This window comes from Actinoplanes sp. NPDC089786 (assembly GCF_040684855.1).
GTDB lineage: Bacteria > Actinomycetota > Actinomycetes > Mycobacteriales > Micromonosporaceae > Actinoplanes.
Genome location: NZ_JBFBGU010000003.1, coordinates 211290 through 234011, shown reverse-complemented (window position 1 = coordinate 234011; position 22722 = coordinate 211290). Strand labels below are relative to the sequence as shown.

23 protein-coding genes are annotated in these 22722 nt (G+C 72.4%); 5 read left to right on the top strand and 18 right to left on the bottom strand.

Annotated elements, in window-relative coordinates:
- Window positions 1–4: 4 nt before the first annotated feature.
- From AB0O15_RS15110 to AB0O15_RS15065, 10 genes are read right to left on the bottom strand one after another with little or no spacing between them, the layout of a single operon-like run.
- Complete coding sequence (locus tag AB0O15_RS15110) at window positions 5–259, bottom strand: hypothetical protein (RefSeq protein ID WP_364318564.1); 255 nt, start codon at window positions 257–259, stop codon at window positions 5–7.
- Between the two features lie 16 nt (window positions 260–275).
- The gene (gene tsaD, locus AB0O15_RS15105) at window positions 276–1322 is read right to left on the bottom strand and encodes a tRNA (adenosine(37)-N6)-threonylcarbamoyltransferase complex transferase subunit TsaD (RefSeq protein WP_364318562.1); all 1047 of its coding nucleotides are present in this window, start codon (window positions 1320–1322) and stop codon (window positions 276–278) included.
- Entirely contained in the window at window positions 1315–1752 is a 438-nt protein-coding gene (gene rimI, locus AB0O15_RS15100) for a ribosomal protein S18-alanine N-acetyltransferase (RefSeq protein ID WP_364318560.1), read from the bottom strand. The genes tsaD and rimI overlap by 8 nt, the downstream gene beginning before the upstream one ends.
- A complete protein-coding gene (tsaB, locus tag AB0O15_RS15095) occupies window positions 1749–2405 on the bottom strand; it encodes a tRNA (adenosine(37)-N6)-threonylcarbamoyltransferase complex dimerization subunit type 1 TsaB (RefSeq protein WP_364318558.1) in 657 nt (218 codons plus the stop codon). Before tsaB ends, rimI begins: the two co-directional genes overlap by 4 nt.
- Window positions 2406–2407: 2 nt before the next feature.
- Complete coding sequence (ung, locus tag AB0O15_RS15090) at window positions 2408–3076, bottom strand: uracil-DNA glycosylase (protein ID WP_364318557.1); 669 nt, start codon at window positions 3074–3076, stop codon at window positions 2408–2410.
- Window positions 3073–3528 (bottom strand): tRNA (adenosine(37)-N6)-threonylcarbamoyltransferase complex ATPase subunit type 1 TsaE, encoded by a 456-nt coding sequence (tsaE, locus tag AB0O15_RS15085; RefSeq protein WP_364319035.1) that lies wholly within the window; start codon window positions 3526–3528, stop codon window positions 3073–3075. The genes ung and tsaE overlap by 4 nt, the downstream gene beginning before the upstream one ends.
- On the bottom strand, window positions 3528–4601 hold the full coding sequence (locus AB0O15_RS15080) for an alpha/beta hydrolase (RefSeq protein ID WP_364318555.1): 1074 nt from the start codon (window positions 4599–4601) through the stop codon (window positions 3528–3530). Before AB0O15_RS15080 ends, tsaE begins: the two co-directional genes overlap by 1 nt.
- Entirely contained in the window at window positions 4598–5707 is a 1110-nt protein-coding gene (gene alr / locus AB0O15_RS15075) for an alanine racemase (protein WP_364318553.1), read from the bottom strand. Before alr ends, AB0O15_RS15080 begins: the two co-directional genes overlap by 4 nt.
- A 10-nt stretch (window positions 5708–5717) precedes the next feature.
- On the bottom strand, window positions 5718–7184 hold the full coding sequence (locus AB0O15_RS15070) for an NAD(P)H-hydrate dehydratase (RefSeq protein WP_364318551.1): 1467 nt from the start codon (window positions 7182–7184) through the stop codon (window positions 5718–5720).
- Between the two features lie 14 nt (window positions 7185–7198).
- Window positions 7199–7567: a holo-ACP synthase gene (locus tag AB0O15_RS15065; RefSeq protein ID WP_364318549.1), complete on the bottom strand. Its 369-nt coding sequence runs from the start codon at window positions 7565–7567 to the stop codon at window positions 7199–7201.
- Between the two features lie 98 nt (window positions 7568–7665).
- Between AB0O15_RS15065 and AB0O15_RS15060 the strand changes: the two genes are divergently transcribed.
- Complete coding sequence (locus AB0O15_RS15060; RefSeq protein ID WP_364318547.1) at window positions 7666–7947, top strand: hypothetical protein; 282 nt, start codon at window positions 7666–7668, stop codon at window positions 7945–7947.
- The gene (locus tag AB0O15_RS15055; RefSeq protein ID WP_364318545.1) at window positions 7944–9380 is read left to right on the top strand and encodes an alpha/beta hydrolase; all 1437 of its coding nucleotides are present in this window, start codon (window positions 7944–7946) and stop codon (window positions 9378–9380) included. Before AB0O15_RS15060 ends, AB0O15_RS15055 begins: the two co-directional genes overlap by 4 nt.
- 9 nt (window positions 9381–9389) lie before the next feature.
- Here the strand turns inward: AB0O15_RS15055 and glmS are convergent, their stop codons facing one another.
- The gene (gene glmS / locus AB0O15_RS15050; protein ID WP_364318543.1) at window positions 9390–11273 is read right to left on the bottom strand and encodes a glutamine--fructose-6-phosphate transaminase (isomerizing); all 1884 of its coding nucleotides are present in this window, start codon (window positions 11271–11273) and stop codon (window positions 9390–9392) included.
- Window positions 11274–11429: 156 nt separating this feature from the next.
- Here glmS and AB0O15_RS15045 point away from each other — a divergent pair, with 156 nt between their 5' ends.
- Together AB0O15_RS15045 and AB0O15_RS15040 are read left to right on the top strand one after the other, a co-directional pair.
- A complete protein-coding gene (locus AB0O15_RS15045) occupies window positions 11430–12146 on the top strand; it encodes an MmpS family transport accessory protein (protein ID WP_364318541.1) in 717 nt (238 codons plus the stop codon).
- Window positions 12147–12164: 18 nt separating this feature from the next.
- Window positions 12165–13337, top strand: a complete 1173-nt coding sequence (locus AB0O15_RS15040) for a pyridoxal phosphate-dependent aminotransferase (RefSeq protein ID WP_364318539.1) — start codon at window positions 12165–12167, stop codon at window positions 13335–13337.
- On the opposite strand, the gene glmM is transcribed toward AB0O15_RS15040, so the two are convergent.
- The 3 genes from glmM to rplM form a co-directional block, all read right to left on the bottom strand.
- Window positions 13334–14683 carry a phosphoglucosamine mutase gene (gene glmM, locus AB0O15_RS15035; RefSeq protein ID WP_364318537.1) on the bottom strand — a complete coding sequence of 450 codons (1350 nt, stop codon included), beginning with the start codon at window positions 14681–14683 and terminating at the stop codon, window positions 13334–13336. The genes AB0O15_RS15040 and glmM overlap by 4 nt on opposite strands.
- Before the next feature lie 110 nt (window positions 14684–14793).
- Window positions 14794–15303 carry a 30S ribosomal protein S9 gene (rpsI, locus tag AB0O15_RS15030; protein ID WP_364318535.1) on the bottom strand — a complete coding sequence of 170 codons (510 nt, stop codon included), beginning with the start codon at window positions 15301–15303 and terminating at the stop codon, window positions 14794–14796.
- 20 nt (window positions 15304–15323) lie between these two features.
- Window positions 15324–15767, bottom strand: a complete 444-nt coding sequence (gene rplM, locus AB0O15_RS15025) for a 50S ribosomal protein L13 (RefSeq protein WP_364318533.1) — start codon at window positions 15765–15767, stop codon at window positions 15324–15326.
- Between the two features lie 627 nt (window positions 15768–16394).
- On the opposite strand from rplM, the gene AB0O15_RS15020 reads away from it, so the two are divergent.
- A complete protein-coding gene (locus tag AB0O15_RS15020) occupies window positions 16395–17540 on the top strand; it encodes a uroporphyrinogen-III synthase (RefSeq protein WP_364318531.1) in 1146 nt (381 codons plus the stop codon).
- Between the two features lie 248 nt (window positions 17541–17788).
- Here the strand turns inward: AB0O15_RS15020 and AB0O15_RS15015 are convergent, their stop codons facing one another.
- From AB0O15_RS15015 to AB0O15_RS15000, 4 genes are read right to left on the bottom strand one after another with little or no spacing between them, the layout of a single operon-like run.
- Window positions 17789–18409: an ATP/GTP-binding protein gene (locus AB0O15_RS15015; RefSeq protein WP_364318530.1), complete on the bottom strand. Its 621-nt coding sequence runs from the start codon at window positions 18407–18409 to the stop codon at window positions 17789–17791.
- Window positions 18390–18761, bottom strand: a complete 372-nt coding sequence (locus AB0O15_RS15010) for a DUF742 domain-containing protein (protein ID WP_364318528.1) — start codon at window positions 18759–18761, stop codon at window positions 18390–18392. The genes AB0O15_RS15015 and AB0O15_RS15010 overlap by 20 nt, the downstream gene beginning before the upstream one ends.
- Window positions 18762–18799: 38 nt before the next feature.
- Window positions 18800–19213 (bottom strand): roadblock/LC7 domain-containing protein, encoded by a 414-nt coding sequence (locus tag AB0O15_RS15005; protein ID WP_364318527.1) that lies wholly within the window; start codon window positions 19211–19213, stop codon window positions 18800–18802.
- Between the two features lie 3 nt (window positions 19214–19216).
- Complete coding sequence (locus AB0O15_RS15000; protein WP_364318525.1) at window positions 19217–22489, bottom strand: nitrate- and nitrite sensing domain-containing protein; 3273 nt, start codon at window positions 22487–22489, stop codon at window positions 19217–19219.
- Window positions 22490–22722 lie beyond the last annotated feature (233 nt).

Below are 22722 nucleotides of genomic sequence, written 5' to 3'. Positions count from 1 at the left end.
CGATTCAGCGGTCCACCGGGCTGAAGTCCCAGACGTGCGGCGAGCGCGCCACCAGCGACGCGGGCGGCGCCGGCATCGCGACCGGGGAATGGCGCCATCGAGAGATGACCACGATGCGCTTGTCGGTGGACGAGTAGACGTCCGTCGACACATGTTGGGGCAGCACCTCGAGTTCAGGCACGGCCTTCTCACACACCCAGGTCAGCAACTCGTCGAAGCCGCTGCCGAGGGCGCGCACCTCCCACATCCGCGCAATCATGAGCCACTGCCTACCTTCACGCGGTGATCGCCGTCAATGGCATGGCGGAGTCGGCGGGCAGATCCAGCCGGCTCGGCGCCACGCCGGCCGCCACGAGGTGCGAGCCGAGCGCCGCGACCATCGCGCCGTTGTCGGTGCACAACTGCGGTCGGGGTACGCGTACCCGGATGCCGTGTTTCGATGCACGATCCGTGGCCAGCACCCGCAGCCGGGAGTTGGCCGCCACCCCGCCGCCGATCACCAGCGTCTCCACGCCGTTGGCCCGGCAGGCCTCGATCGCCTTGGCCGTGAGCACGTCGCAGACCGCCTCCTGGAAGCTGGCCGCCACGTCGGCCACCGGGATCGTCGTCCCCTCCCGCTGCCGGGCCTCGACCCAGCGCGCGACCGCGGTCTTGAGGCCCGAGAACGAGAAGTCGTAGCGGTGCGCGGCCAGGTCCTTGGCCGCGGTCAGCCCGCGCGGGAACGGGATCGCGGCGGCGTCGCCGGAACGGGCCCGGCGGTCGATCACCGGCCCGCCCGGGAAGCCCAGCCCGAGCAGCCGCGCCACCTTGTCGAAGGCCTCGCCCGCGGCGTCATCGATGGTCGCGCCGAGCGGTGTCACGCCGGCCGTCACGTCGTCGACCAGCAGCAGCGACGAGTGGCCGCCGGAGACCAGCAGGGCGATCGCCGGCTCGGGCAGCGGGCCGTGCTCCAGGGTGTCCACCGCCACGTGCGCGGCGAGGTGGTTGACCCCGTAGATCGGCTTGTCCGTCGCGAGGGCGTACCCCTTGGCCGCGGCGACGCCGACGAGCAGCGCGCCGGCCAGACCCGGCCCGGCCGTCACGGCGATCGCGTCGATATCGGCCAGGGTGACCTTCGCCTCGTCCAGCGCCCGCCGCATGGTCGGCACGATGGCCTCCAGGTGGGCGCGGCTGGCCACCTCGGGCACCACGCCGCCGAAGCGGGCATGCTGGTCGACGCTGGAGGCGAGCGCGTCGGCGAGCAGGGTGTGGCCGCGGACGATGCCGACGCCGGTCTCGTCGCACGAGGTCTCGATGCCGAGAACGAGAGGGCCGTCAGCCATTGCGCATCATCACCAGGGCGTCCGTGTTGCTGGGTTGGTAGTAGCCGCGGCGGATGCCGACCGGCTCGAAGTCGTATCGGGCGTACAGGCGCTGGGCCGGCTCGTTGTCGACGGCCACCTCGAGCAGCGTCTTGCGGCTGCCCTGCCGGGCGGCCTCGGCGAGCAGCGCCTCCAGCAGCTCGCGCCCGATGCCCCGCGTCTGGGCGTCCCGGCGGACCGCGATGTTCTGCACCCAGGACTCCTCGGCGTCCACGACGGACAGTCCGGCGTACCCGAGGATCTGGTTCTCCTCGGTGAAGATCAGGTAGTAGCGGCGCAGGGCGAGCTCGTTCCAGAACATCGCCGGCGACCACTTCTCGGCCCCGAAGAGGTCTTCCTCGATCCGCAGCACCTCGTCGATGTGCCACCACCGCAGCCGGGACAGCGTCATGGCAGCACGGACTTGCGCCCGGCCGGCTCGACCGCGTCCGGCCGGCGCAGGTAGAGCGGGGTGAGCAGCTCGCCGGCGGCCTTACCCAGGACCCGGTCGGCGGCCAGCGCGATCAGGGCGGCGCCGGGCGGGTAGAGCACGTGCTCGTCGATCGGCAGCCCGATGATGTCGCTGTACTTCACGGCGCCCTCCCCCACGGCCCGGTCGGCCCGGCCGGTGAAGGAGGCCGGCTTCGCCACCGCCGGTTCGGTGACGCGGTGTCCGTCCAGATAGGTCGCGAAGTAGATCTCCTTGCGGCGGGCGTCGGTCGCCACCAGCACCCGGCCCGGCCCCGCAGCGCGACCAAGACCGTCAAGACTGCAGACACCGTACGTCGGGATGCCCAGCGCCTGGCCCATGCTCGCCGCGGTGGCCAGCCCAACGCGGAGCCCGGTGAACGGGCCCGGCCCGAGGCCGGCGACGATCGCGCCGAGGTCGCCGGGACGCACCCCGGCCTCGGCCAGCGTCGCGTGGATCTGGGGCGCGAGCAGCTCGCCGTGCGCACGCGGGTCGACGGTCCGCCGTTCGGCCAGGCCGTGCAGGCCGGCGCCGGTGACCTCGGCGACGGCGGCGGTCGAGGCCGGCGTCGCGGTGTCCAGGGCCAGTACGAACACGGCTAGCCCCAGACGATCGTCGGACGGCCCGCGTCGGCCAGCGCCTTGTTCGCCGCGCTGAACGGGCGCGTGCCGAGGAAACCGGCCCGGTTGAGCGGGCTGGGATGCCCGGCCTCCAGCACGATGTGGGCCGGGTTGGTGATCAGCGCGGCCTTCTTGCGGGCGTAGCCGCCCCAGAGCAGGAAGACGATCCGGTCGTCCCGCGCGTTCAACGCCTCGATCGTCGCGTCGGTGAACGCCTCCCAGCCCTTGCCCGCGTGCGAGCCGGCCTTGGTCGCCCGGACGGTCAGCACCGCGTTGAGCAGCAGCACACCCTGCCGCGCCCAGCCGGTCAGGTCCCCTGTGGACGGCACCGTCACTCCGAGGTCCGAAGCCAGCTCCTTGAACACGTTGCGCAACGACGGCGGGATGCGCACACCGTCACGAACGCTGAAGCTGAGCCCGTGCGCCTGGCCCGGACCGTGATAGGGGTCCTGCCCGAGGATCATGACCGAAACCGACGAGGGCGGGCACAGCCGGTAGGCCGCGAACAGGTCCTCGATCGGCGGATAGATCGTGTGGTCGCGGTATTCGGCCGCGATGAACTCGCCCAGGGCGGCGGTCCGTTCCGCGTCCAGGTGCTCGGCCAGCGCCTCCGGCCAGGGGGCGGGCAGCAGCTCCAGAAGGTTCATTCGTCGATGTCCTTGATCCTTGTTTCCCAGTCGGCGCCGTGCGGGATCAGGTCCACCACCCGCGTGTCGTCGTCGCGGCGGTCGATGCGGACCTGGAGGTATTCGTCGTTGAGCTGCTCGGCCAGGCCCTCGCCCCACTCGACCACGGTGACCGCGTCGCCGGCCGAGGCGTCCAGGTCGAGGTCGTCGATCTCGGCCCGCGGGTCGGGGCGATCACCCAGCCGGTACGCGTCCGCGTGCACCATCGGCACCGGCCCGCGATGCACCCGGGCGATCACGAACGTCGGCGAGGTGATCGCGCCCTGGACGCCCAGCCCGGCCCCGATCCCCTGCGCCATCGCGGTCTTGCCGGCGCCCAGCGGCCCGGTCAGCAGCACCAGGTCGCCGGGTCGCAGCACCGAGGCCAGCCGGCGGCCGAAGGAACGGGTGTCTTCCACTGTGGAGAGCAGGATCACGAGATCTTCTCCAGGAACGGCAGGATCGCCGCGTTCACGTCGTCGGCCTTCTCGAGCATCACCACGTGGCCGCTGTTGTCGATCTTCCTGAGCACCGCCTCGGGCAGGTGCCGGAGGATCTCCTCGGAGTGGGTGACCGGGGTCAGATAGTCCTTGGTGCCGACGATGACCAGCACCGGGACGCCGCGCAACGCGGAGAGGGCCGGGAACCGGTTGTGCGTGTAGAGCGTGTGCAGGTATTTCGTCAGCGTCTCGACCGACGTCTTGGCGTTCATCTGCTCGACGAAGGTGACCAGCGAGGCGCTCGGCTTGTCCTCGCCGAAGCCGTACCGCCGGGTGAGCAGCCAGGCCAGGTCGGAGGTGGCAATGCGGGCCTTGTTGATGGCCGGGCCGCCGAGCCGCGCGGCGGTGTTCCAGATCGGGAACCAGGGCGCGCTGGCCCGCGCGACCAGGGTGGGCAGGCCGATCTTGGTCTTGTCGATCAGGCCGGCCGAGGTCGAGATCAGCACCACGCCGGTGACCCGCTCGCCGAACCACTCGGGGTACTGCTCGGCGAACGCCATGATCGTCATGCCGCCCATCGAGTGCCCGACCAGGATGATGTGGCCGGTCGGCACGGTCTTGTCGAGGATCGCGGCCAGCGACTTGCCCAGCGCGGCGATGTCGTAGTCGCCCGACTTCAGCTTGCCGGACCGGCCGTGGCCCGGCTGGTCGTAGAAGACCATCCGGTGGTCGCCCTGCTCGGTCAGCACCTTGCGCTGGAAGTAGAACGTGCCCATGTCCAGGGCGAAGCCGTGCACGAAGACGATCGTCGGCCGGTCGTTCGGCCCGTCGGCCGGCTCGACCACCTCGACGTGCAGGTCGGTGCCGTCGGCCGCGGTGACCGTCAGCTCCTCGTCGAACGGCTGGTCGCCGAACTCCTCCTCGCGGTGCGGGTCGCCGGGCGCGTTCACCGATCGGCGGACCAGCGCCCGCTCGACCGCGAACGCGGTGGCCAGGCCGGCCGCGGCGACACCGACCACGGCGCCGACGATGCCGACGTGCTTCTTGGTGATGGCCGGCCGGCTCATGGATGACCCCCGTCGTAGACCTTCGGCACCCGGCTCCCGCCGAACCGCGTCACGATCTCGTAGTTGATCGTCCCGCACACGGCGGCCCAGTCGTCGGCGGTGGGCGTGCCCGGACCGAACAGCGTGGCCACGTCGCCCGGCGCCACCGGGTCGTCGCCGCAGTCGATCACGATCTGGTCCATGCACACCCGGCCGGCGATGGTGTGCACCCGCCCGTTGACCTCCACCGGCCCGGCATTCGACGCGTGCCGGGGCACCCCGTCGCCGTAGCCGAGCGGGACCAGGGCCAGGGTGGTCTCCCGCTCGGTGTGGTAGGTCAGGCCGTACGAGACGCCCTGTCCGGCCGGCACGCGCTTGACCATGGCGATCCGGGCCTGGGCGGTCATCGCCGGGCGCAGGCCGAACGCCTCGCCCTCGATCGGCGACAGCCCGTAGATCGCGATGCCCGGCCGGACCAGGTCGTAGTGCGCGTCGGGCCGGGTCAGCAGGGCCGCCGAGTTGGCGATGTGCCGGTAGCGCGGCGTCACACCGGTCTGTTCGGCCACCGCGAGCCCGTCGGCGAACGCGGCCAGCTGCCGGCCGATCGACTCGTGGCCCGGCGAGTCGGCACAGGCGAAGTGGCTCCACACGCCGACCACCTCGATGTCGCCCGCCGCCTCGGCCTTGGCCGCCGCCTCGACCAGCGCGGGCCACTCGTCGGCCGGCGCGCCGCCGCGGCCGAGCCCGGTGTCGAGCTTCAGATGGACGCGAGCCGCCCGCTCGGCCCCGCGGGCGGCGGTGACCTGCTCGGCCAGTTGCTCCAGGCTCGCCGCGCTCAGGTCGACACCGGCCGCCACCCCGTCATGCAGCGGCAGCCCGGGGGCGTTGAGCCAGGCCAGCACGGGCGCGGTGATGCCGGCGCGGCGCAGGGTCAGGGCCTCGTCCAGGGTGGCCACGCCGAGCCAGGTCGCGCCGCCGGCCAGCGCCGCCCGGGCCGCCGGAACCATGCCGTGGCCGTAGCCGTCGGCCTTGACCGCGGCCATCACCTCGGCGGTGGTGCGGGCGCGCAACAACGCCACGTTGTCCCGGATCGCGTCCAGATCGACCCGGACCTCGGCCTGCCACATGGCTCCCAGCCTACTGAGCGGGAACGGGACCGACGGTGTCCCGGATCGCGCCGGGCAGCGCCGCGGCCACGTCCGGCGCGGTGACCGGTCCGTCCGCCGCGGCCCGGCGGCCGGCCAGCCCGTGCAGGTAGGCCGCCGCGACCGCGGCCCGCTCGGGCGCCAGCCCGGCCGCCAGCAACGAGCCCAGCAGCCCGGCGAGCACGTCGCCGCTGCCCGCGGTGGCCAGGGCGGACGTACCGGTCGGGTTGGCCCAGACCTGGCCGGCCGGGGTGGCCACGATGGTGCGATCACCCTTGAGGAGGACGACGGCGTTGATCCAGGCGGCCAGCCGCAGGGCGGCGGCCATCCGGTCGGCGCCGGGCGCCTCGCCGGCCAGCCGCTTGAACTCGCCGTCGTGCGGGGTGAGCACCAGCGGGGCGTCCCGGCGCAGGTCGTCGGCGTGCTTGCCGTCCACCAGCAGGGTCAGCGCGTCGGCGTCGAGCAGGACCGGCAGCGAGGTGGCCAGCACGCTGCGCAACTCCGTGCGGGCGGCCTCGTCGGTGCCCAGGCCCGAGCCGCAGACCCAGGCCTGCACCCTTCCGGCCTCGCCGACCCGCGGCGCCGCCACCACCGAGGGATGCGCGCGGACGACCTCGGCGTGGGCGCTGCCGGCGTAGCGGACCATGCCGGTCGGCCCGGCCAGGGCGCCGGTCGTGGACAGCAGGGCCGCGCCGGGATACGTGGCCGAGCCGGTGGCCACCCCGACGACGCCACGGCTGTACTTGTCGGACTCCGCGCCGAGCGTGGGCCACCATTCGGCGATGTCTTCCGCGTCGGGCACGCGTACCGCCGGATCGCTCCTCAGCATCGGGCCGAGCCCGATGTCGACCAGGTCGACCTGGCCCGCCCGGGGCGCCGCCGGACCCACCACATGGGCGGGTTTGAGGTAGCCGAAGGTCACCGTCACGTCCGCGGTCACCGCCTCGCCGGGCACGTCACCGGTGTCGACCGTCACACCGCTCGGCACGTCCACCGCGACCACCGGCGGCCGGCCACCGTCCCGCGCCCGCAGCCCACCCAGCGCCTTGACCAGGCTCGCCGCCTCGGGCCGCAGCCCGCCGCTGGCCCCGATGCCCACGATGCCGTCGAGCACCAGGTCGGCCTGGACCGGCAGGTCACGCACGGTGAAGCCGCCGGATGCCCGGAGGGCGGCCAGGCCATCCAGGTGGACGCGGTCGGGGTTCAGCAGGAGGGCGCGTACCTGGGCCCCGCGTTCGGCCAGCCGGGCGCCCGCGTAGAGGGTGTCGCCGCCGTTGTCGCCGCTGCCGACCAGCAGCAGCACCCGGGCGCCGTAGACGCCGCCGGACCCGGTCAGCAGGAGCCCGCAGCGCCGGGCCAGGCCGGCCGCGGCCCGCTGCATCAGCGTGCCCGCCGGCAGCGTGGCCATCAGCGCCTTCTCGGCCGCGCGCACGTCGGCGACGCGCCAGGCAAGCCGCATGTCGATGTCCTCCCCTAACTCTCCGCAACCACCATCGCCGACGCGATGCCGCCGTCGTGGGACAGCGACAGGTGCCACCGGGCGACGCCCCGCTCGACGGCCGCGGCCGCCACCGTGCCGGACACCGTGAGCCAGGGCCGCCCGTCGGGATCCGCCACGATCTCACAGTCGTGCCAGCGCAGACCGGCCGGTGCGCCGAGCGCCTTGGCCACCGCCTCCTTGGCCGCGAACCGGGCCGCCAGCGACTCGGGCGAGCGCGGATTGCCGGACGAGGTGAAGCGTTCACCCTCGGTGAAGAGCCGGTCGGCCAGCAGCGGCGTCCGCTCCAGGGCGCCGGCGAAGCGTTCCACCAGGACGACGTCGATGCCGACTGCCACGATCACGCGATAACCCTAATGAATGTTCGACGGCCGGGCCTGTGGACATCGGGTTGTCCACAGGCCCGTCCGCCGCGGCCGGGAATCCTTCTACCTTTCCCGGCATGAGTCCCGATCTCGAGGTCGACACCCAGGCCTTGCAAGCTTGTGTACGCCCACTGCTGGCGCTGAGCGCGACCGTGCGCGCCGCTCATCCCCCGGCGACCCTGTCGACGCCCCGCTGGGCGACGTCCGACGCGGCCGGCGCCCTGGCCACGGCGACCGGGGTGCGTGGTGGTCTGCTGGCCACCGACCTGGCCGGCGCGGCCGACCGGCTGGCCGCGGTCGTCCGCGACTACGACGAGGCCGACGAGCAGATCGCCGGCCGGTTGCGGGCCGTGCGATGACCGAGGTCTCGATCACGTACGCCCGGCTGCGCGCGACCGACCCCGACCGCTGGCTCGCGGTGGCCGTCGCGTGGCGACAACACGCCGCGACCGCCGGTCGGTGGGCCGCGCAGATCGCCGCGCGGATCGGCCGGATCACCGCCGCCTGGACCGGGGCGGCGGCCGAGGCCGCGACCGCCCACCTGGAGAAGCTGCGCCGCGTGGCCGTCCAGATCCAGCTGCACTGCTGGTCGGCCGATCAGGCGCTGAGCGAATGGGCGGGCGCGCTGAGGCGGGCCCGGGCGCTGCTGAGCCGGGGCGTCGAGATCGCCACCCGGGCCGGTCTCCGGGTCGACGACGACGGCCGGGTCACGCCGCCCGTGGCGCCCTGGTTCGGACAGGCCATGGCCCCGATCCAGGACGCGCTGCGGCTCGCCGGCGCGGCCGACGCCGAGGCCACGGCCCGCCTGGCCGAGCTGGCCGACTCGTTGATGAGCGACCTGGGCGCCGCGCCGCCGCCGTTCCCGCCGCCGCCGGCCGCCCCGGCCCGGGTCGCCGTGTGGTGGGCGGGCCTCACGCCGGCCCAGCGCTTCTGGCTCATCGCCACCGAGCCCGAGCTGGTCGGCGGGCGCGACGGCCTGCCCGCCGCCACCCGCGACCTGGCCAACCGGTTGCTCGTCGACGGCCGGATCGATCTCGACGACCCGGCCGGCCCGCGGAGCTATCTGCTGCGGGCCGACCACGACCACATCGTGCTCGCCTCCGGTGACCCCGACGCGGCGTCCAACGTGCTCACCCACGTGCCGGGGATGGCGGCCGACCAGCCACGCGAGCGGGACCGGGCCGCGCTGGTGGCGGCCCGGGCCACCGCCCTCGACCCGGCCACGGCGACCAGCGCGGTTCTCTGGCTCGGCTACGACACCCCCGACACCGTGCCGGAGGCGGCCGGCCGCGACCGGGCGGTGGCCGGGGCGACGGCGCTGCGGCAGTTCCAGGCGGGGCTGCGGGCCGCCCACAGCGACCAGACCGGCCGGTTCACCGTGCTCGGCCACAGCTACGGGTCGCTGGTGGTGGGGTCGGCCGCGGCCACCCCGGGCCTGGAGGCCGACGCGGTGGTCCTCGTCGGGTCGCCCGGCGCCGGCGTCGACCGGGCCGCCGACCTGGCGGTGCCGTCGGTCTACGCGATGTCGTCGGTCAGCGACGTGGTGCAGTACGCCGCCCCGGCCCCGGACGCGCTGGGCCGCGACCTGACGGCCACCGGCCTGGCGCCGGTGCTAGGCCCGGCCGCCTTCGGGTTACCCGAGGACGAGCTGTGGCACGGCCGCAACCCGGTCGACGACGACTTCGGCGCTCGGGTGGTGCCCAGTCAGCCCGACGCCGGGCACTCCGGATATTGGGATCCGGGGCGCCCGGCGCTGGACGGGCTGGCGTCGATCACGCTGGGCCGGGTCTGACGCCCGGTGCTACTCGACGGTGACCGACTTGGCCAGGTTGCGCGGCTGGTCCACGTCGTGGCCCCGGGCGGCGGCGATCTCGCAGGCCAGGATCTGCAGCGGCACCGTGGTCATCAGCGGGGCGAGCAGGGTGGGCGTGCGTGGCACGACGATCAGGTGGTCGGCGTACGCGCTGACCGTGTCGTCGCCCTCCTCGGCGATCACGATGGTGCGGGCGCCGCGGGCCCGCACCTCCTGGATGTTCGAGACGACCTTGTCGCGGATCACGCCGCGACCGGCCGGCGACGGCACCACGCAGACCACCGGGGTGCCCTCGTCGATCAGGGCGATCGGGCCGTGCTTGAGCTCGCCGGCCGCGAAGCCCTCGGCGTGCATGTAGGCCAGCTCCTTGAGCTTCAGGGCGCCCTCCAGGGCCACCGGGAAGCCGACGTGCCGGCCGATGAAGAGCAGCGTCGAGGCGGTCCGCAGCTCGCGGCCCAGGGCGCGGACGTCCTCCATGCCGGCCAGCAGCTCACGCAGCTGGTCGGGGGTCTGCTGGAGGCGGTCGACCACGGCGGCGACCTCGTCGGCGTACATCACGCCGCGGATCTGGGCCAGGTGGAGGCCGATCAGGTAGCAGGCCACGAGCTGGGTGACGAACGCCTTGGTCGAGGCCACCGCGATCTCGGGGCCGCCGTGCGTGTAGAGCACGGCGTCCGACTCACGCGGGATGGTCGAGCCGTTGGTGTTGCAGATCGCCAGCACCCGGGCCTTCTGCTCCTTGGCGTGGCGCAGGGCCATCAGGGTGTCCATGGTCTCGCCGGACTGGCTGATCACGATCATCAGGGTCGAGCGGTCCAGGATCGGGTCGCGGTAGCGGAACTCGCTGGCCAGCTCCACCTCGCACGGGATGCGCACCCAGTGCTCGATCGCGTACTTGGCGACCATGCCGGCGTGGTACGACGTGCCGCAGGCCACGATGAAGACCTTGTCGACGTCGCGCAGGTCCTGGTCGGTGAGCCGGACCTCGTCGAGCACGATCTCGCCGCGGTCGGAGAGCCGGCCCAGCAGGGTGTCGGCGATGGCCTGCGGCTGCTCGGCGATCTCCTTGAGCATGAAGTAGTCGTAGCCGCCCTTCTCGGCGGCGGCGGCGTCCCAGTCGACGTGGAACTCCTTGCCGGTGGCCGGCGTGCCCAGGAAGTCGGTGATCTCGATGCCGGCCGGGGTGATCAGGACGACCTGGTCCTGACCCAGCTCGATCGCCTCGCGGGTGTGCTCGATGAACGCCGAGACGTCACTGGCCAGGAAGTTCTCGCCGTCGCCGCGGCCGACCACGAGCGGCGAGTTGCGCCGGGCGGCGACCACCGCGTCGGGCACCTCGACGTCGACCGCGAGCAGCGTGAAGGCGCCCTCCAGCCGGCGCACGGTGCGGCGCATGCCCTCGGCCAGCAGGGCCGGGCCGTCGGCCACGCCGCTCTCGCGCACCGTGCGCATCTCGGCGGCGAGCAGGTGGGCGGCGCATTCGGTGTCGGTGTCGCTGAGGAACTCGACGCCGGTCGCCTCGAGCTCGGCCCGCAGCCGGGAGAAGTTCTCGATGATGCCGTTGTGGATCACCGCCACCCGGCCGTCGGCCGAGAGGTGCGGGTGCGCGTTGCGGTCGGTCGGTCCACCGTGCGTGGCCCATCGGGTGTGCCCGATGGCCGTCGGACCCGATGCGATACCGTCGCTGGTGCGCTCGGCCAGCGCCTTCTCGAGGTTGGCCAGCTTGCCGGCCCGCTTCTCGGTCCGCACGGCACCGGCGTCGATGACGGCCACACCCGCGGAGTCATATCCGCGGTATTCCAGCCGCCGCAATCCGTCGAGCACGATACTGAGCGCCGGGCGATTACCGACGTAACCCACGATCCCACACATGTGGGGCAGCGTATCCGACTTTCGCTCACGCGTCATGCGCAAGACGAGTACTTTCGCGCATCGTAGGTGATTGAAATAGCCGTTCGGTCAGCTCGGAGGTGGCTTTGCGGCTCGGTGTACCGTTCGGGTCACCCCCCGTGCCTCCCGGGAGACGACGTGAGCAACGAACCGCCGGACGTTCCCTATCCCACAACCCCGGCCGCCGGTGGCTCGCCATGGGCACGACCCGACTCCACGGGCTACCAGCCCGGTTCGGCGTCCGTCCCGCCCTACCAGCCCCCGACGTCGCAGTTCCAGCCCGACTACGGGCCGCCGCCCGGGCCGCCCCCGCCGCCGCCACGGCCACCGCGCCGGAGCAACCTGCCCATCGTCGCGGTGATCCTCGCGGTCAGCCTGCTGCTCTGTGGCGGCGTGGCCACGGCCGGCGTGCTGATCTACCAGCAGGCGACCGACAAGGCCAAGGAGATCGTCGAGCCGATCACCAAGCCGACGCTGCCGGCCCTGCCGTCCAACCCGGTCGACATCCCCGACCTGCCGACCACCGTCCCGACGCTGCCCGACCTCCCCGGCTGGCCCGACTCGGGCAAGCAGGTCAAGGTGACCTACGAGGTCCGCGGCGACGGGCCGATCGACATCGTCTACTTCGCCAACATCAGCGACGGGCCCAAGACGATCAGCAAGCCGAAGCTGCCGTGGAAGTTCAGCACGACGATGGACGGCGCCGCCTTCGTCTCGGTGGTCGCGGTGCGGGGTTCCGGCGACGAGGGCGACATCAGCTGCCGGGCGCTGGTCGACGGCAAAGAGGTCGTGAAAAGCTCCAAGACCGGCGCGTTCGCCTCGGTCACCTGCACGAAGGCGCTCATCGGCGGGTAGCACCGTAGGCTTCCGGGCGTGACGGCGGATCAGCTGGTCGCGCGCATGCGGCCGTTCGGGACCACCATCTTCAGCGAGATGTCGGCGCTGGCGCTCAGCACCGGGTCGATCAACCTCGGGCAGGGCTTCCCCGACACCGACGGGCCGCCCGAGATGCTGGCGGCGGCGGCCGAGGCGCTGCGCGGCGGAGCGAACCAATACCCGCCGCTGGCCGGCATCCCGGCCCTGCGGCACGCGATCGCCGACCACGACCAGCGGTTCTGGGGGCTCGCGACCGACCCGGACACCGAGGTGGTGGTCACGGCGGGCGCCACCGAGGCGGTCGCGGCGAGCATCCTCGGGCTGTGCGAGACCGGCGACGAGGTGGTGTGCTTCGAGCCCTACTACGACTCGTACGCGGCGTCGATCACGCTCGCCGGAGCCGTGCGGCGGCCGGTCACGCTGCGGCCCGGACCGGACGGGCGGTATGCGTTCGACGAGGGTGAGCTGCGGGCGGCGTTCGGGCCGCGGACCCGCCTGGTGCTGCTGAACTCGCCGCACAACCCGACCGGCAAGGTCTTCACCCGCGACGAGCTCACCCTGATCGCGTCGCTGTGCCAGGAGCACGACGTGTACGCGGTGACCGACGAGGTGTACGAGCACCTGGTCTTCACCGACGCGTCCGGCCCGCACGTCCCGCTGGCCACGCTGCCCGGCATGCGTGAGCGCACGCTGCGCATCTCGTCGGCGGGCAAGACCTTCTCGTGCACCGGCTGGAAGATCGGCTGGGCCACCGGGCCGACCGCCCTGGTGTCCGCCGCGCAGCGGGTCAAGCAGTTCCTGACGTTCGTGAACGCGGCCCCGCTGCAACCCGCGGTGGCCGTGGCCCTGGGCCTGCCGGACGCCTACTTCACCGGCTTCCGGGACAGCCTCCAGTCCCGCCGGGACCGGCTGGTGGCCGGGCTGGCCGACGCCGGCTTCCGGGTGCTGCCGTCCGAGGGCACCTACTTCGTCACCGCCGACATCACGCCGCTGGGCGGGACCGACGGCGCCGACTTCTGCCGGTCGCTGCCCGCCCGGTGCGGCGTGGTGGCCGTGCCCACCCAGGTCTTCTACGACCACCAGGACGCCGGCCGCCACCTGATCCGATTCGCCTTCTGCAAGCGCGAGGACGTGATCGACGAGGCGGCGCGGCGGCTGCGGAAGGTCTAGGCGGGGCTGGCCGCGCGGACGTCCTCGGCGATCCGCTCGGCCACCGAGCGGGCCTGCTCCTCGGTGGCGGCCTCGACCATCACCCGGACGAGCGGCTCGGTGCCGGAGGGGCGCAGCAGCACCCGCCCGGTCTCGCCCAGCTCCTCCTCGGCCAGCGCCACGGCGGCCTGCACGGTCGGGGCGGCGGCGCCCGCGGCCCGGTCGGCGACCTTCACGTTGATCAGCACCTGCGGCAGCGTGTGCAGCACCGACGCCAGGTCGGCCAGCGACTTGCCGGACGAGGCGATCTGGGCCATCAGGTGCATCCCGGTCAGCACGCCGTCGCCGGTGGTGGCGAAGGCCGGCATCACGATGTGACCGCTCTGCTCGCCGCCCAGCGAGAACGAGCCGGCCGCCAGCTCCTCCAGCACGTACCGGTCGCCGACCTTGGCCTCGATCAGCCGGATGTTCTCCCGCTTCATGGCCAGGCGCAGGCCCAGGTTGCTCATCACGGTCGCGACCAGCGTGTTGTCGGCCAGCGTGCCGGCGTCGCGCATGGCCAGGGCCAGGATGGCCATGATCTGGTCGCCGTCGACGACCTCACCCGAGGCGGTCACGGCCAGGCAGCGGTCGGCGTCACCGTCGTGGGCGATGCCCAGGTCGGCGCCGTGCCGCACGACGGCCTCACTGACCGCCTCCAGGTGGGTCGCGCCGCACTCGTCGTTGATGTTCAGGCCGTCCGGCTCGGCGAAGATCTCGATCACCTCGGCGCCCGCCTCCCGGTAGGCGTCCGGGCCGACCTCGCTGGCCGCGCCGTTCGCGCAGTCGACCACGACCTTGATGCCCTCGAGCCGGTGCGGCAGCGACGACACCAGGTGCTTCACGTAGTGCTCGGCGCCGTCCAGCAGGTCGTGCACCCGGCCGATGTCGCCGCCGGTGGGCCGCCCGACCAGGCCGTGCCCGTCGGCGATGGCCGCCTCGATCCGCACCTCCAGGTCGTCCGGCAGCTTCTGCCCGCCGGCCGCGAACAGCTTGATGCCGTTGTCCGGCATCGGGTTGTGCGAGGCCGAGACCATCACACCCAGGTCGGCGTTGGCCTGCCCGACCAGGAAGGCGACCGCCGGCGTCGGCAGCACGCCGACCCGGACCACGTTCGCGCCGACGCTGGTCAGCCCGGCCACCACCGCCGCCTCCAGCATCTCGCCGCTGGCCCGCGGGTCACGGCCGACGATGGCCAGCGGCTGGTGGCTGGCGTCGCTCTCGACCAGCACCGTCCCGGCCGCGATGGCGACCGAGAGGGCGAGTTCGGGGGTGAGGTCGCCGTTCGCGAGTCCGCGTACGCCGTCGGTGCCGAAGAGACGCCCCATGGCGGCTTCCTTTGCGTCAGTGGTCAGGGTCGGAGAAAACACGAAACGGCCGGGCGCGTCCCCTGGCGAGAGGGGCCGCACCCGGCCGTTCGGTCAGCCGAGGCGCAAGATCAGCGCTTCGAGTACTGCGGAGCCTTACGGGCCTTCTTGAGGCCGTACTTCTTGCTCTCCTTGACCCGCGAGTCACGGGTGAGGAAGCCGGCCTTCTTCAGCGCGGGCCGGTCGTCGGGCTCGTTGGTGATCAGGGCCCGGGCGATGCCGAGGCGCAGCGCGCCGGCCTGCCCGGTGATGCCGCCGCCACGCAGGTTGGCGATGACGTCGAAGGTCTCGGCCTTCTCGGTGGTCACGAACGGCTCGCGGATCAGCTGCTGGTGCACCTTGCTCGGGAAGTACGCCTCGATATCACGGCCGTTGCAGGTGATCTTGCCGCTGCCGGGAACGAGTCGGACCCGGACGATGGCCTCCTTGCGGCGGCCGACGGTCTGGATGGGACGGTCACCGGGACGCGGGGCACGGACCGGGGCCGGCGCGGGCGTCTCGACCACGACGACCGTCTCGGCGACCGCCTCAGCGGGCGCCTCGACGGTCTCGACGACCTCGGGCTCGATAACGTCGGACATGCTGCTGCCTTCTCCCGCGCTCACTGCGCGACCTGGATGATTTCGAACGGCTTGGGCTGCTGGGCCGCATGCGGGTGCTCGGCGCCGGGGTAGACCTTCAGCTTCTTGATGATCTGTCGGGCCAGCTTGTTGTGCGGGAGCATGCCCTTCACGGCCAGCTCGATCGCCTTCTCGGGGCGCTTGCTCAGCAGCTCCTCGTAGCCGATCTGCTTGAGGCCGCCCGGGTAACCGGAGTGCCGGTAGGCAACCTTGGTCTGCCGCTTGTTGCCGGTCAGAGCCACCTTGCCCGCGTTGATGATCACCACGAAGTCGCCGGTGTCCATGTGGGGCGCGAAGGTCGGCTTGTGCTTCCCCCGCAAAAGGGTCGCGGTGTGGGTTGCCAGGCGGCCCAGGACGACGTCCGACGCGTCGATGATGTGCCACTGACGCTCGATCTCACCCGGCTTCGGGCTGTACGTACGCACAGAAATACCTTGTCTCGTCGTCGGTTCTGGGAAGCGCGCGCTGGTCGCAGCAAGCTCGACCATCAAGCGTACCCGCGGGTACGCCGGCAGCTGTCGCACAACAGCAGGCAACAATACCCGCCGGTGCGCGCCGCGGTCAAAACGGGCGGCCTTAGGGCGGGTGTGACGATGCCCTCGAACTCCGCCGCTAGGACCGGGAAAACAGACTTCTATAGCATAGCCGCAGGCCCAACACCGTCAGGCAGCGGGTCACCCGGGAGGGCCGGCCAGGGGTCGATGCGTCTTTGCATGCTCGAAACAAATGGGACGCGAAGCCGAAATTGACCGGCGGCACGCTCTCCGCATGGCACGTGATGCGGATGGCTCGACGACGCGGTGCGGCTCCGGCCCCACAGCCGTCGTGGGCAGCGGCATCACCCAGGAACCACCGTCAGGGTTGAGGACGGACCTGACGGTGAAGGCCGGGCTTCGGCCCGGTCTGGAGAAGCCGCGGCGTGTGCCGGTCGGAGGTACGGCGGAGAACGCAGGCGCGACATGGGAGCGGGTCGACGCTGAGGACGGCGATCTCCGAGCGTGCCCTTCGGTGGACCGTTCGGCCACGCCGCGGCTTTTCGAAATGCGTATGGGATGACGGAGCGCACGGGGGGATCCAGACGCGCCGTCATCGCCGCCTCGGCCCTGGCCGAGCCGACGGCGTCACTGTCCGGCTACACCGTCGGGGTGACCGCCGACCGCCGGCGTGACGAGCTGGCCGGGCTGCTGGAGAGTCGCGGCGCCCGGGTCGTGCTGGCCCCCGCGCTGCGCATCGTCCCGATCGCCGACGACGCCGAGCTGCGCGCCGCCACCCGGGCCTGCCTGGAGACCCCACCCGACGTGGTGCTGGTCAACACCGGCATCGGCATGCGCGGCTGGCTGGAGGCGGCCGAGGGCTGGGGCCTGGCCGACCCGCTGCGCGCGGCGCTGTCCCGGGCCTACCTGGTCGCCCGCGGCCCCAAGGCGAGGGCGGCGGTCCGCTCGGCCGGCCTGCAGGACCAGTGGGCCCCCGAGGGCGAGAGCTTCGACGAGATCCTCGACCACCTCGGCGGCCGTGGCCTGGCCGGCCTGACGATCGCCATCCAGCTGCACGGCGAGTCCCAGCCCGAATACACCGAGACCCTCCAGTCGGCCGGCGCCCGGGTGATCGAGGTCCCGGTCTACCGCTGGGCCCCGCCCACCGACCCGGCGCCGCTGCACCGACTGGTCGACCTGGTCTCGGCCCGCCTGGTCGACGCCGTGACCTTCACCTCGGCCCCCGCGGTGGGCGCCCTGCTGCGCGCCGCCGGCCCCGAGTGCGACAACATCCTCGCGGCCTTCCGCACCGACGTGCTGGCCGCCTGCGTGGGCCCGGTCACCGCCGCCCCGCTCCGCAGCCGCGACGTGCCGGTGGTCGCCCCGCCCAGGGCCCGGTTGAGCGCTCTGGTCCGCACCATCGTCGAGGAGCTGCCGAAACGCGCCCGCACGATCAAAATCTCGGGCCACTCGCTGACCCTCCGCGGCCACGCGGCCATCCTCGACGGCGAACTGCGCCCGTTGGCCCCCGCCCCGATGGCCGTCCTCCGGGCGCTGGCCGCCACCCCCGGCAAGGTCCTCTCCCGGGCCGCCCTGCTGCACATGCTCCCGCGAGGCGCCGACGAGCACGCGGTCGAGATGGCCGTGGCCCGCCTCCGTGCCGGCCTCGGCACCGCCGGCATCGTCCAGACGGTCGTCAAGCGCGGCTACCGCCTGGCCCCCTGACGCTCCCTCTTCAGATCAACCCGTCAGGATCAACCCATCAAGATCAACCCCGTAAGAGGGCGCGGGCGGCGAGTGCGCGACAGCGAGCGCAGCGAGCGTGGGGTTCAGTCCGCGCAGCGGACACAGCTCAGCCACTACGCACCTGGCAGGGAGCGCAGCGACCGGTCTCCGGCGGGAGCGACGGTCTGGTCCACGACGAACCCGGGACATCAAGATTGTGACCTTGATGTCCCGGAAGGTGGCGGATGTCAGCCGACCGGCGTGGGGAAGCCTCGGCCCTGTTCCTCGACCAGCGTGGCCATCGCGTGTTCGACGACGCCGACCAGGACCGCCTTGACCGAGTCGCGGTGGCGGGCGTCACACATGATCAGCGGCACGTGCGGCGCGATGGCGAGGGCCTCGCGGACCTCCTCCGGCTCGTACCGCGGCGCGCCGTCGAAGCAGTTCAGGGCGACCAGGTAGGGCAGGTGCCGGTTCTCGAAGTAGTCGAGCGGGGCGAACGCGTCCGAGATGCGGCGCGTGTCGACCAGCACCGCGGCGCCGACGGCACCCCGGATGAGCTCGTCCCACATGAACCAGAACCGGGTCTGGCCGGGCGTGCCGAACAGGTAGAGGATCAGGTCGTCGGCCATCGTGATGCGGCCGAAGTCCATGGCGACCGTGGTCGTCTCCTTGCCGGGCACCTTGGACGCGTCGTCGACGCCCGAGCTGGCCGACGTCATCACCGCCTCGGTGGTGAGCGGTTCGATCTCGGAGACCGCACCGACCAGAGTCGTCTTGCCGACGCCGAAGCCGCCGGCGATCACGATCTTCGCGGAGGTGATCTCCTTGGGTTGCGCCCCCGCCCGCTCAGAGCTTGCGAAGTCCACTCAACACCCTCTCCAGCAGATCCATCCGCTCCGCGAATCCTTGTCTGGGAGCGGCACTGTGCAACGCCAGCAGTCCGTCGGCGACCATGTCGGCGACGAGCACGCGGGCGACCCCCAGCGGTAGCCGGTGGTACGCCGCGATCTCGGCCAGGGATTGGGCCCTCGGCTCACACAGCAGCGCGATGCGATATTTGTCGTGCCCGGCGAACCGGGCTTCCTGCACGTTGGCCTGGCTGGCGACCAGGACAGCCTCGATGGGAATGTCCCGTTGCGGCTCGGTCCGGCCGCGGGTGACCGCGTAGGGACGGACCAAGTTTCCCCGCGGATCGTGCGATTGCCTGGGCTGCCCCATCGGTCACCTCCCTCGTCGATTGTGGGTGCGGGGGTCCGTCAGGCCTGGTGGCCGACGGTCTCGCGGGGCGCGGGCACGAGGGCGGCGCCGACCCGTTCGACCAGGAGGGCCATCTCGTAGCCGACCTGGCCGACGTCACAGCTGCGCGCGGCCAGAACGGCCATCGAGGAACCGTCGCTGATGGACATCAGGAACAGGTATCCGCTGTCCATCTCGATGATGGTCTGCTGGACCTCGCCGGCGCTGAACATGCGCGACGCGCCCTCGGTCAGGCTGACCACGCCGGAGGTGATCGCGGCGAGCTGGTCGGCGCGGTCGGTCGGCAGGTCGCGGGAGGAGGCGAGCAACAGCCCGTCCGCGGAAACGGCGACGACGTGTGCAATGCCGGCGACGCTGTCCGCGAAGTTGCTGAGCAGCCAGCCCATGTCCTGCATGGTGGGGGGCCTGGTCACTTGTCAGTTCTCCTTAGGAGCAGGGGCGCCCGTGCCGGCCTCGGCACCGCCGGCCGTACGCCCTCTTTGCACGCCACGGTGATATGCGGAGAGGAGGCCGCGCACTTCGTCCGGACTACGCCGGTTCTCCATACGTGGACCGCTCTGCACGCCACCAGGGACGAGTTGTGCCTGGGGTACCCGCTTCGGAAGACCGGAGCGGGTCTGGCCACCGTCGGTGGGTGCCGCCGCGGCCATCGCCCGCTGCCATCCTTCATCGGCGGCGGTACGCCACCTTTCCTCGCCCGGTTCATCCGGTCGAGTGTTCGCGGAGGATCCGCCGTGGTCGGTGCCGGCCGGCACCGATCGCGGTCCATTCTGCCCGGAACCGCTTCCGGGCACATCCCTCCGGGGCAGATCCGATCCGGGCATCTGCGCCGGGCGGGAAACCGGAGCGGGCGGCGTCTGCGCCGGGCGAGCAGCCGGGGCGGAAACGGGCGGCGTCTGCGCCGGGCGAGCAGCCGGAACAGGCGGAGTCGACAACGGCCGGGCAGCCGGAGCGGGCGGAGCGGAAGCGGGTGCGGCCGGCGGCGCGGAGATCGCGCCGGCCATCGCCGGGGCCGGCGAGGTGGCGCTGGGCGGTGGGGCGTACCCGGCGGTGGGCATGCCCCAGTCGTTCGGGTCGCCGGTGCCCTCGTGGGTGCGGAACCAGCTGGCCTGCATCTGCAGGAAGATCGGCGCCTCGGCCCGGTCGTCGGCCTCCGGCGGCGCGGGCGGCGGCGGCACGGCCGGCATCGCGGCCAGCGCGGCGCCCCACCCGGACGGGTTCGGGCTGGCCGGCCGGTCGGGCGGCGGGACCTTGCGGCCGTCGGGGGTGACAAAACCGACCGCGACCTGGATGTCCGGCGAGGCCGGCTGGACCGCCGGGAACGCCCGGGTCGGGTCGCTCCAGCTGTTCGGCGGGGCGGCCGGCACGTGCTTGGGTGCGGCGGGCGGGCCGGACGGCGCCGACCCGATCGGCTGGACCGTCCGGGTGGGCAGCGGCGGCCGGTCGGTGGTGGGCGACGCCGACGGCATCGGCGACCGGGACGGCATCGGCTCGGACGGCGGACGCTGCGACGGCATCTGCGGCAGCGCCGGGTGTGACGGCGACGGCAGCTCGGCCCGCCACGACGGCTCCTCCATCGGCGGCAGCGAGACCATCCCGGAGCGGCCGGGCAGCGAGGCGACGTTGCCCGGCATCCCGCGGTCGGCCGGGGGCATCTCGCGGTCGAACTGCGGCATGCCGCGGTCGAGCTGGGGCATGCCCCGGTCCATCGGGCCGTCGATCGACCGGTGCGGCAGCAGGACGATGGTGCTCGGCAGGGTGACCTGGGCGATGGTGCCGCCCTCGACGTTGGTGCGCAGCTCGACGCGGATGCCGTAGCGGCTGGCCAGGCGGCCGACGACGGCCAGGCCCATCAGCCGGAACGCGGCCACGTCGACGCTGGGCGGCTCGGCCAGCCGGGTGTTGAGCTGGCCCATCTGCTCGTCGGACATGCCCAGGCCGCGGTCTTCGACCTGGATCACCACGTAGTCGCGGATGCGCCGGCCGTCGGCGACCACGATGGTGTTCGGCGGCGAGAACCGGGTGGCGTTGTCGAGCAGTTCGGCGACCAGCCGGACCACGTCGTTGACGGCGATCGCGGCGATCGAGATGTCGGTGTCGACGGTGCCGAACTCGACGCGGTTGTACAGCTCCACCTCGGACTGCGCGGCGCGCAGCGCGTCGACCAGCAGGGCGTCCTCGCGGCGCGGCGCGCTGGAGTCGGCACCGGCCAGGACCAGCAGGTTCTCGTCGTTACGGCGCATCCGGGTGGCCAGGTGGTCGAGCTCGAACAGCTGGGCGAGGCGCTTGGGGTCCTCCTCGCTGCGCTCGATCGTGTCGAGCTCGCCGATCATCCGGTCGACCAGGCTCTGCGAGCGGCGGGCCAGGTTGAGGAACATCGCCGAGACACTGGTACGCAGGGCGGCCTGCTCGGCCGCGATCCGCACCGCCTCGCGGTGGACCGTGTTGAACGCGGTCGCGACCTCGCCGACCTCGTCGCGGTTGTGCAGCTGGATCGGGTCGCGCATCTGCTTGACGATGTCGTCGGCGCCGCCGTCGCCCAGGTTGCGGACGTCACGGAGCCGGGCCACGGCCTCCGGCAGGTCACGGTGGGCCACGCTGAGCGCGCCCTCACGGAGCCGGCGCAGCGAGAGGATCAGCGACCGGGCCAGCACGATGGCCAGCGCGATGGCGATCAGCAGCACGAGCAGGACCAGGCCACCCTCGACGGCGGCCCGGCGGCCGATGGTCGAGGTCTCGTCGGCGGCGCCGGCGATGGCCTGGCTCTCGAGCCGCCGCTCGGCCCAGCGCATCAGGTCGACGACGGCGCCGAAGGTCTGCAGGATCTCGGGGTATTGAACGGTGTCGCCGCGGGCCAGCCGGATCGCCACCGCGTCGGCCAGGTTGACGGCGTCACCGGTGACCGTGGAGTCGACCAGCGCCCGGTCGGCCGGTGAGGCCACCACCGAGAAGCTGAGCAGCGCTTCCTGCTGACTGGTCTGGGTGGCGATGAACGAGGCCTTCTGCTCGTCGCTGATGTCGCCCTGCACGCGGGCGGCGTACGCGATCGCCTCCTGCTCGGCGGTGCCGGCCTTGGCCTTGGCGAAGGAGTTCACCGCGCGCAGGTCGTCGCCGACCGCGCCGTCGCCGGCGAACTGGCCCAGCGCCTCGCCGTAGCCGACCAGGTCGGTGACGATCACGCCGTACCGCAGGACGGCCTCGGTGACCGAGATCTTGTCGCGTTCGGACACCCGGGTCCGGGTGATGTCCATCGTGCGCACGTCGTCGTCGATGCGGGTCAGCCGCTGTCCGACCGACGCCGGCACATTGTCCAGTTCGCGGCGATCGGCCTGGTACTGACGGATCCGGATGTCGCTCTGCGCGATCGCCGCGTTGTAATCGTCCTTGGGCGTCCGGGCCTCGGCGAGGTATTTGGCGGCGGCCATCCGCTCGTTGTGCAGAACGTGGGTCAGGTCGGACACATCGGCGGAAAGCCGGGTGAGATTCTCGACCTCACGGGCGTCGACGGCCTGGTTTCCGACGTCGTAGAGCCGGATCACGCCGAGGGTGAGCACGGCGGCCAGGGGGACGAAAAGGATCAGCGCCAGCTTCGTGCGGATCCGCGCGTCCCGAAGCCTCGGCAGACCCCGGCGCGGCCGCGCGGCCGGTGCCGGGGTGGTCGCAGGCTGGGTCGAAGAACCGGTGCTCACGACATCTCCTCGCAGGTCATCCCCACAGCTCTTCACCCACCCGACGCCGGTGGCCCGGGCCTTTCCGGCGGCTGTGGACAGCTACGTGCAACACGCGGCACGGCCGCGATTTCATCAGACGCGCAATGCGTTTGGGAAGTCCGGCGTCAGCCCGAAACATCCTACTGTGTGGAATGGCAAACATCCGCTCAGTGAACGAGTGCGCGAAACCGTCGCTTTGACGTGCACGAATA

Excerpts from the sequence above, each read along its gene's own strand:
- rimI (WP_364318560.1), bottom strand. The coding sequence starts at position 1,752 with ATGACGCTGTCCCGGCTGCGGTGGTGGCACATCGACGAGGTGCTGCGG.
- AB0O15_RS15070 (WP_364318551.1), bottom strand. The coding sequence starts at position 7,184 with ATGCGGCTTGCCTGGCGCGTCGCCGACGTGCGCGCGGCCGAGAAGGCG.
- AB0O15_RS15055 (WP_364318545.1), top strand. The coding sequence starts at position 7,944 with ATGACCGAGGTCTCGATCACGTACGCCCGGCTGCGCGCGACCGACCCC.
- AB0O15_RS15060 (WP_364318547.1), top strand. The coding sequence starts at position 7,666 with ATGAGTCCCGATCTCGAGGTCGACACCCAGGCCTTGCAAGCTTGTGTA.
- glmS (WP_364318543.1), bottom strand. The coding sequence starts at position 11,273 with ATGTGTGGGATCGTGGGTTACGTCGGTAATCGCCCGGCGCTCAGTATC.
- AB0O15_RS15020 (WP_364318531.1), top strand. The coding sequence starts at position 16,395 with ATGACGGAGCGCACGGGGGGATCCAGACGCGCCGTCATCGCCGCCTCG.
- rpsI (WP_364318535.1), bottom strand. The coding sequence starts at position 15,303 with ATGTCCGACGTTATCGAGCCCGAGGTCGTCGAGACCGTCGAGGCGCCC.
- AB0O15_RS15010 (WP_364318528.1), bottom strand. The coding sequence starts at position 18,761 with ATGGGGCAGCCCAGGCAATCGCACGATCCGCGGGGAAACTTGGTCCGT.
- tsaD (WP_364318562.1), bottom strand. The coding sequence starts at position 1,322 with ATGGCTGACGGCCCTCTCGTTCTCGGCATCGAGACCTCGTGCGACGAG.
- AB0O15_RS15080 (WP_364318555.1), bottom strand. The coding sequence starts at position 4,601 with ATGAGCCGGCCGGCCATCACCAAGAAGCACGTCGGCATCGTCGGCGCC.
- AB0O15_RS15110 (WP_364318564.1), bottom strand. The coding sequence starts at position 259 with ATGATTGCGCGGATGTGGGAGGTGCGCGCCCTCGGCAGCGGCTTCGAC.
- alr (WP_364318553.1), bottom strand. The coding sequence starts at position 5,707 with ATGTGGCAGGCCGAGGTCCGGGTCGATCTGGACGCGATCCGGGACAAC.
- ung (WP_364318557.1), bottom strand. The coding sequence starts at position 3,076 with ATGAACCTTCTGGAGCTGCTGCCCGCCCCCTGGCCGGAGGCGCTGGCC.
- glmM (WP_364318537.1), bottom strand. The coding sequence starts at position 14,683 with ATGGGGCGTCTCTTCGGCACCGACGGCGTACGCGGACTCGCGAACGGC.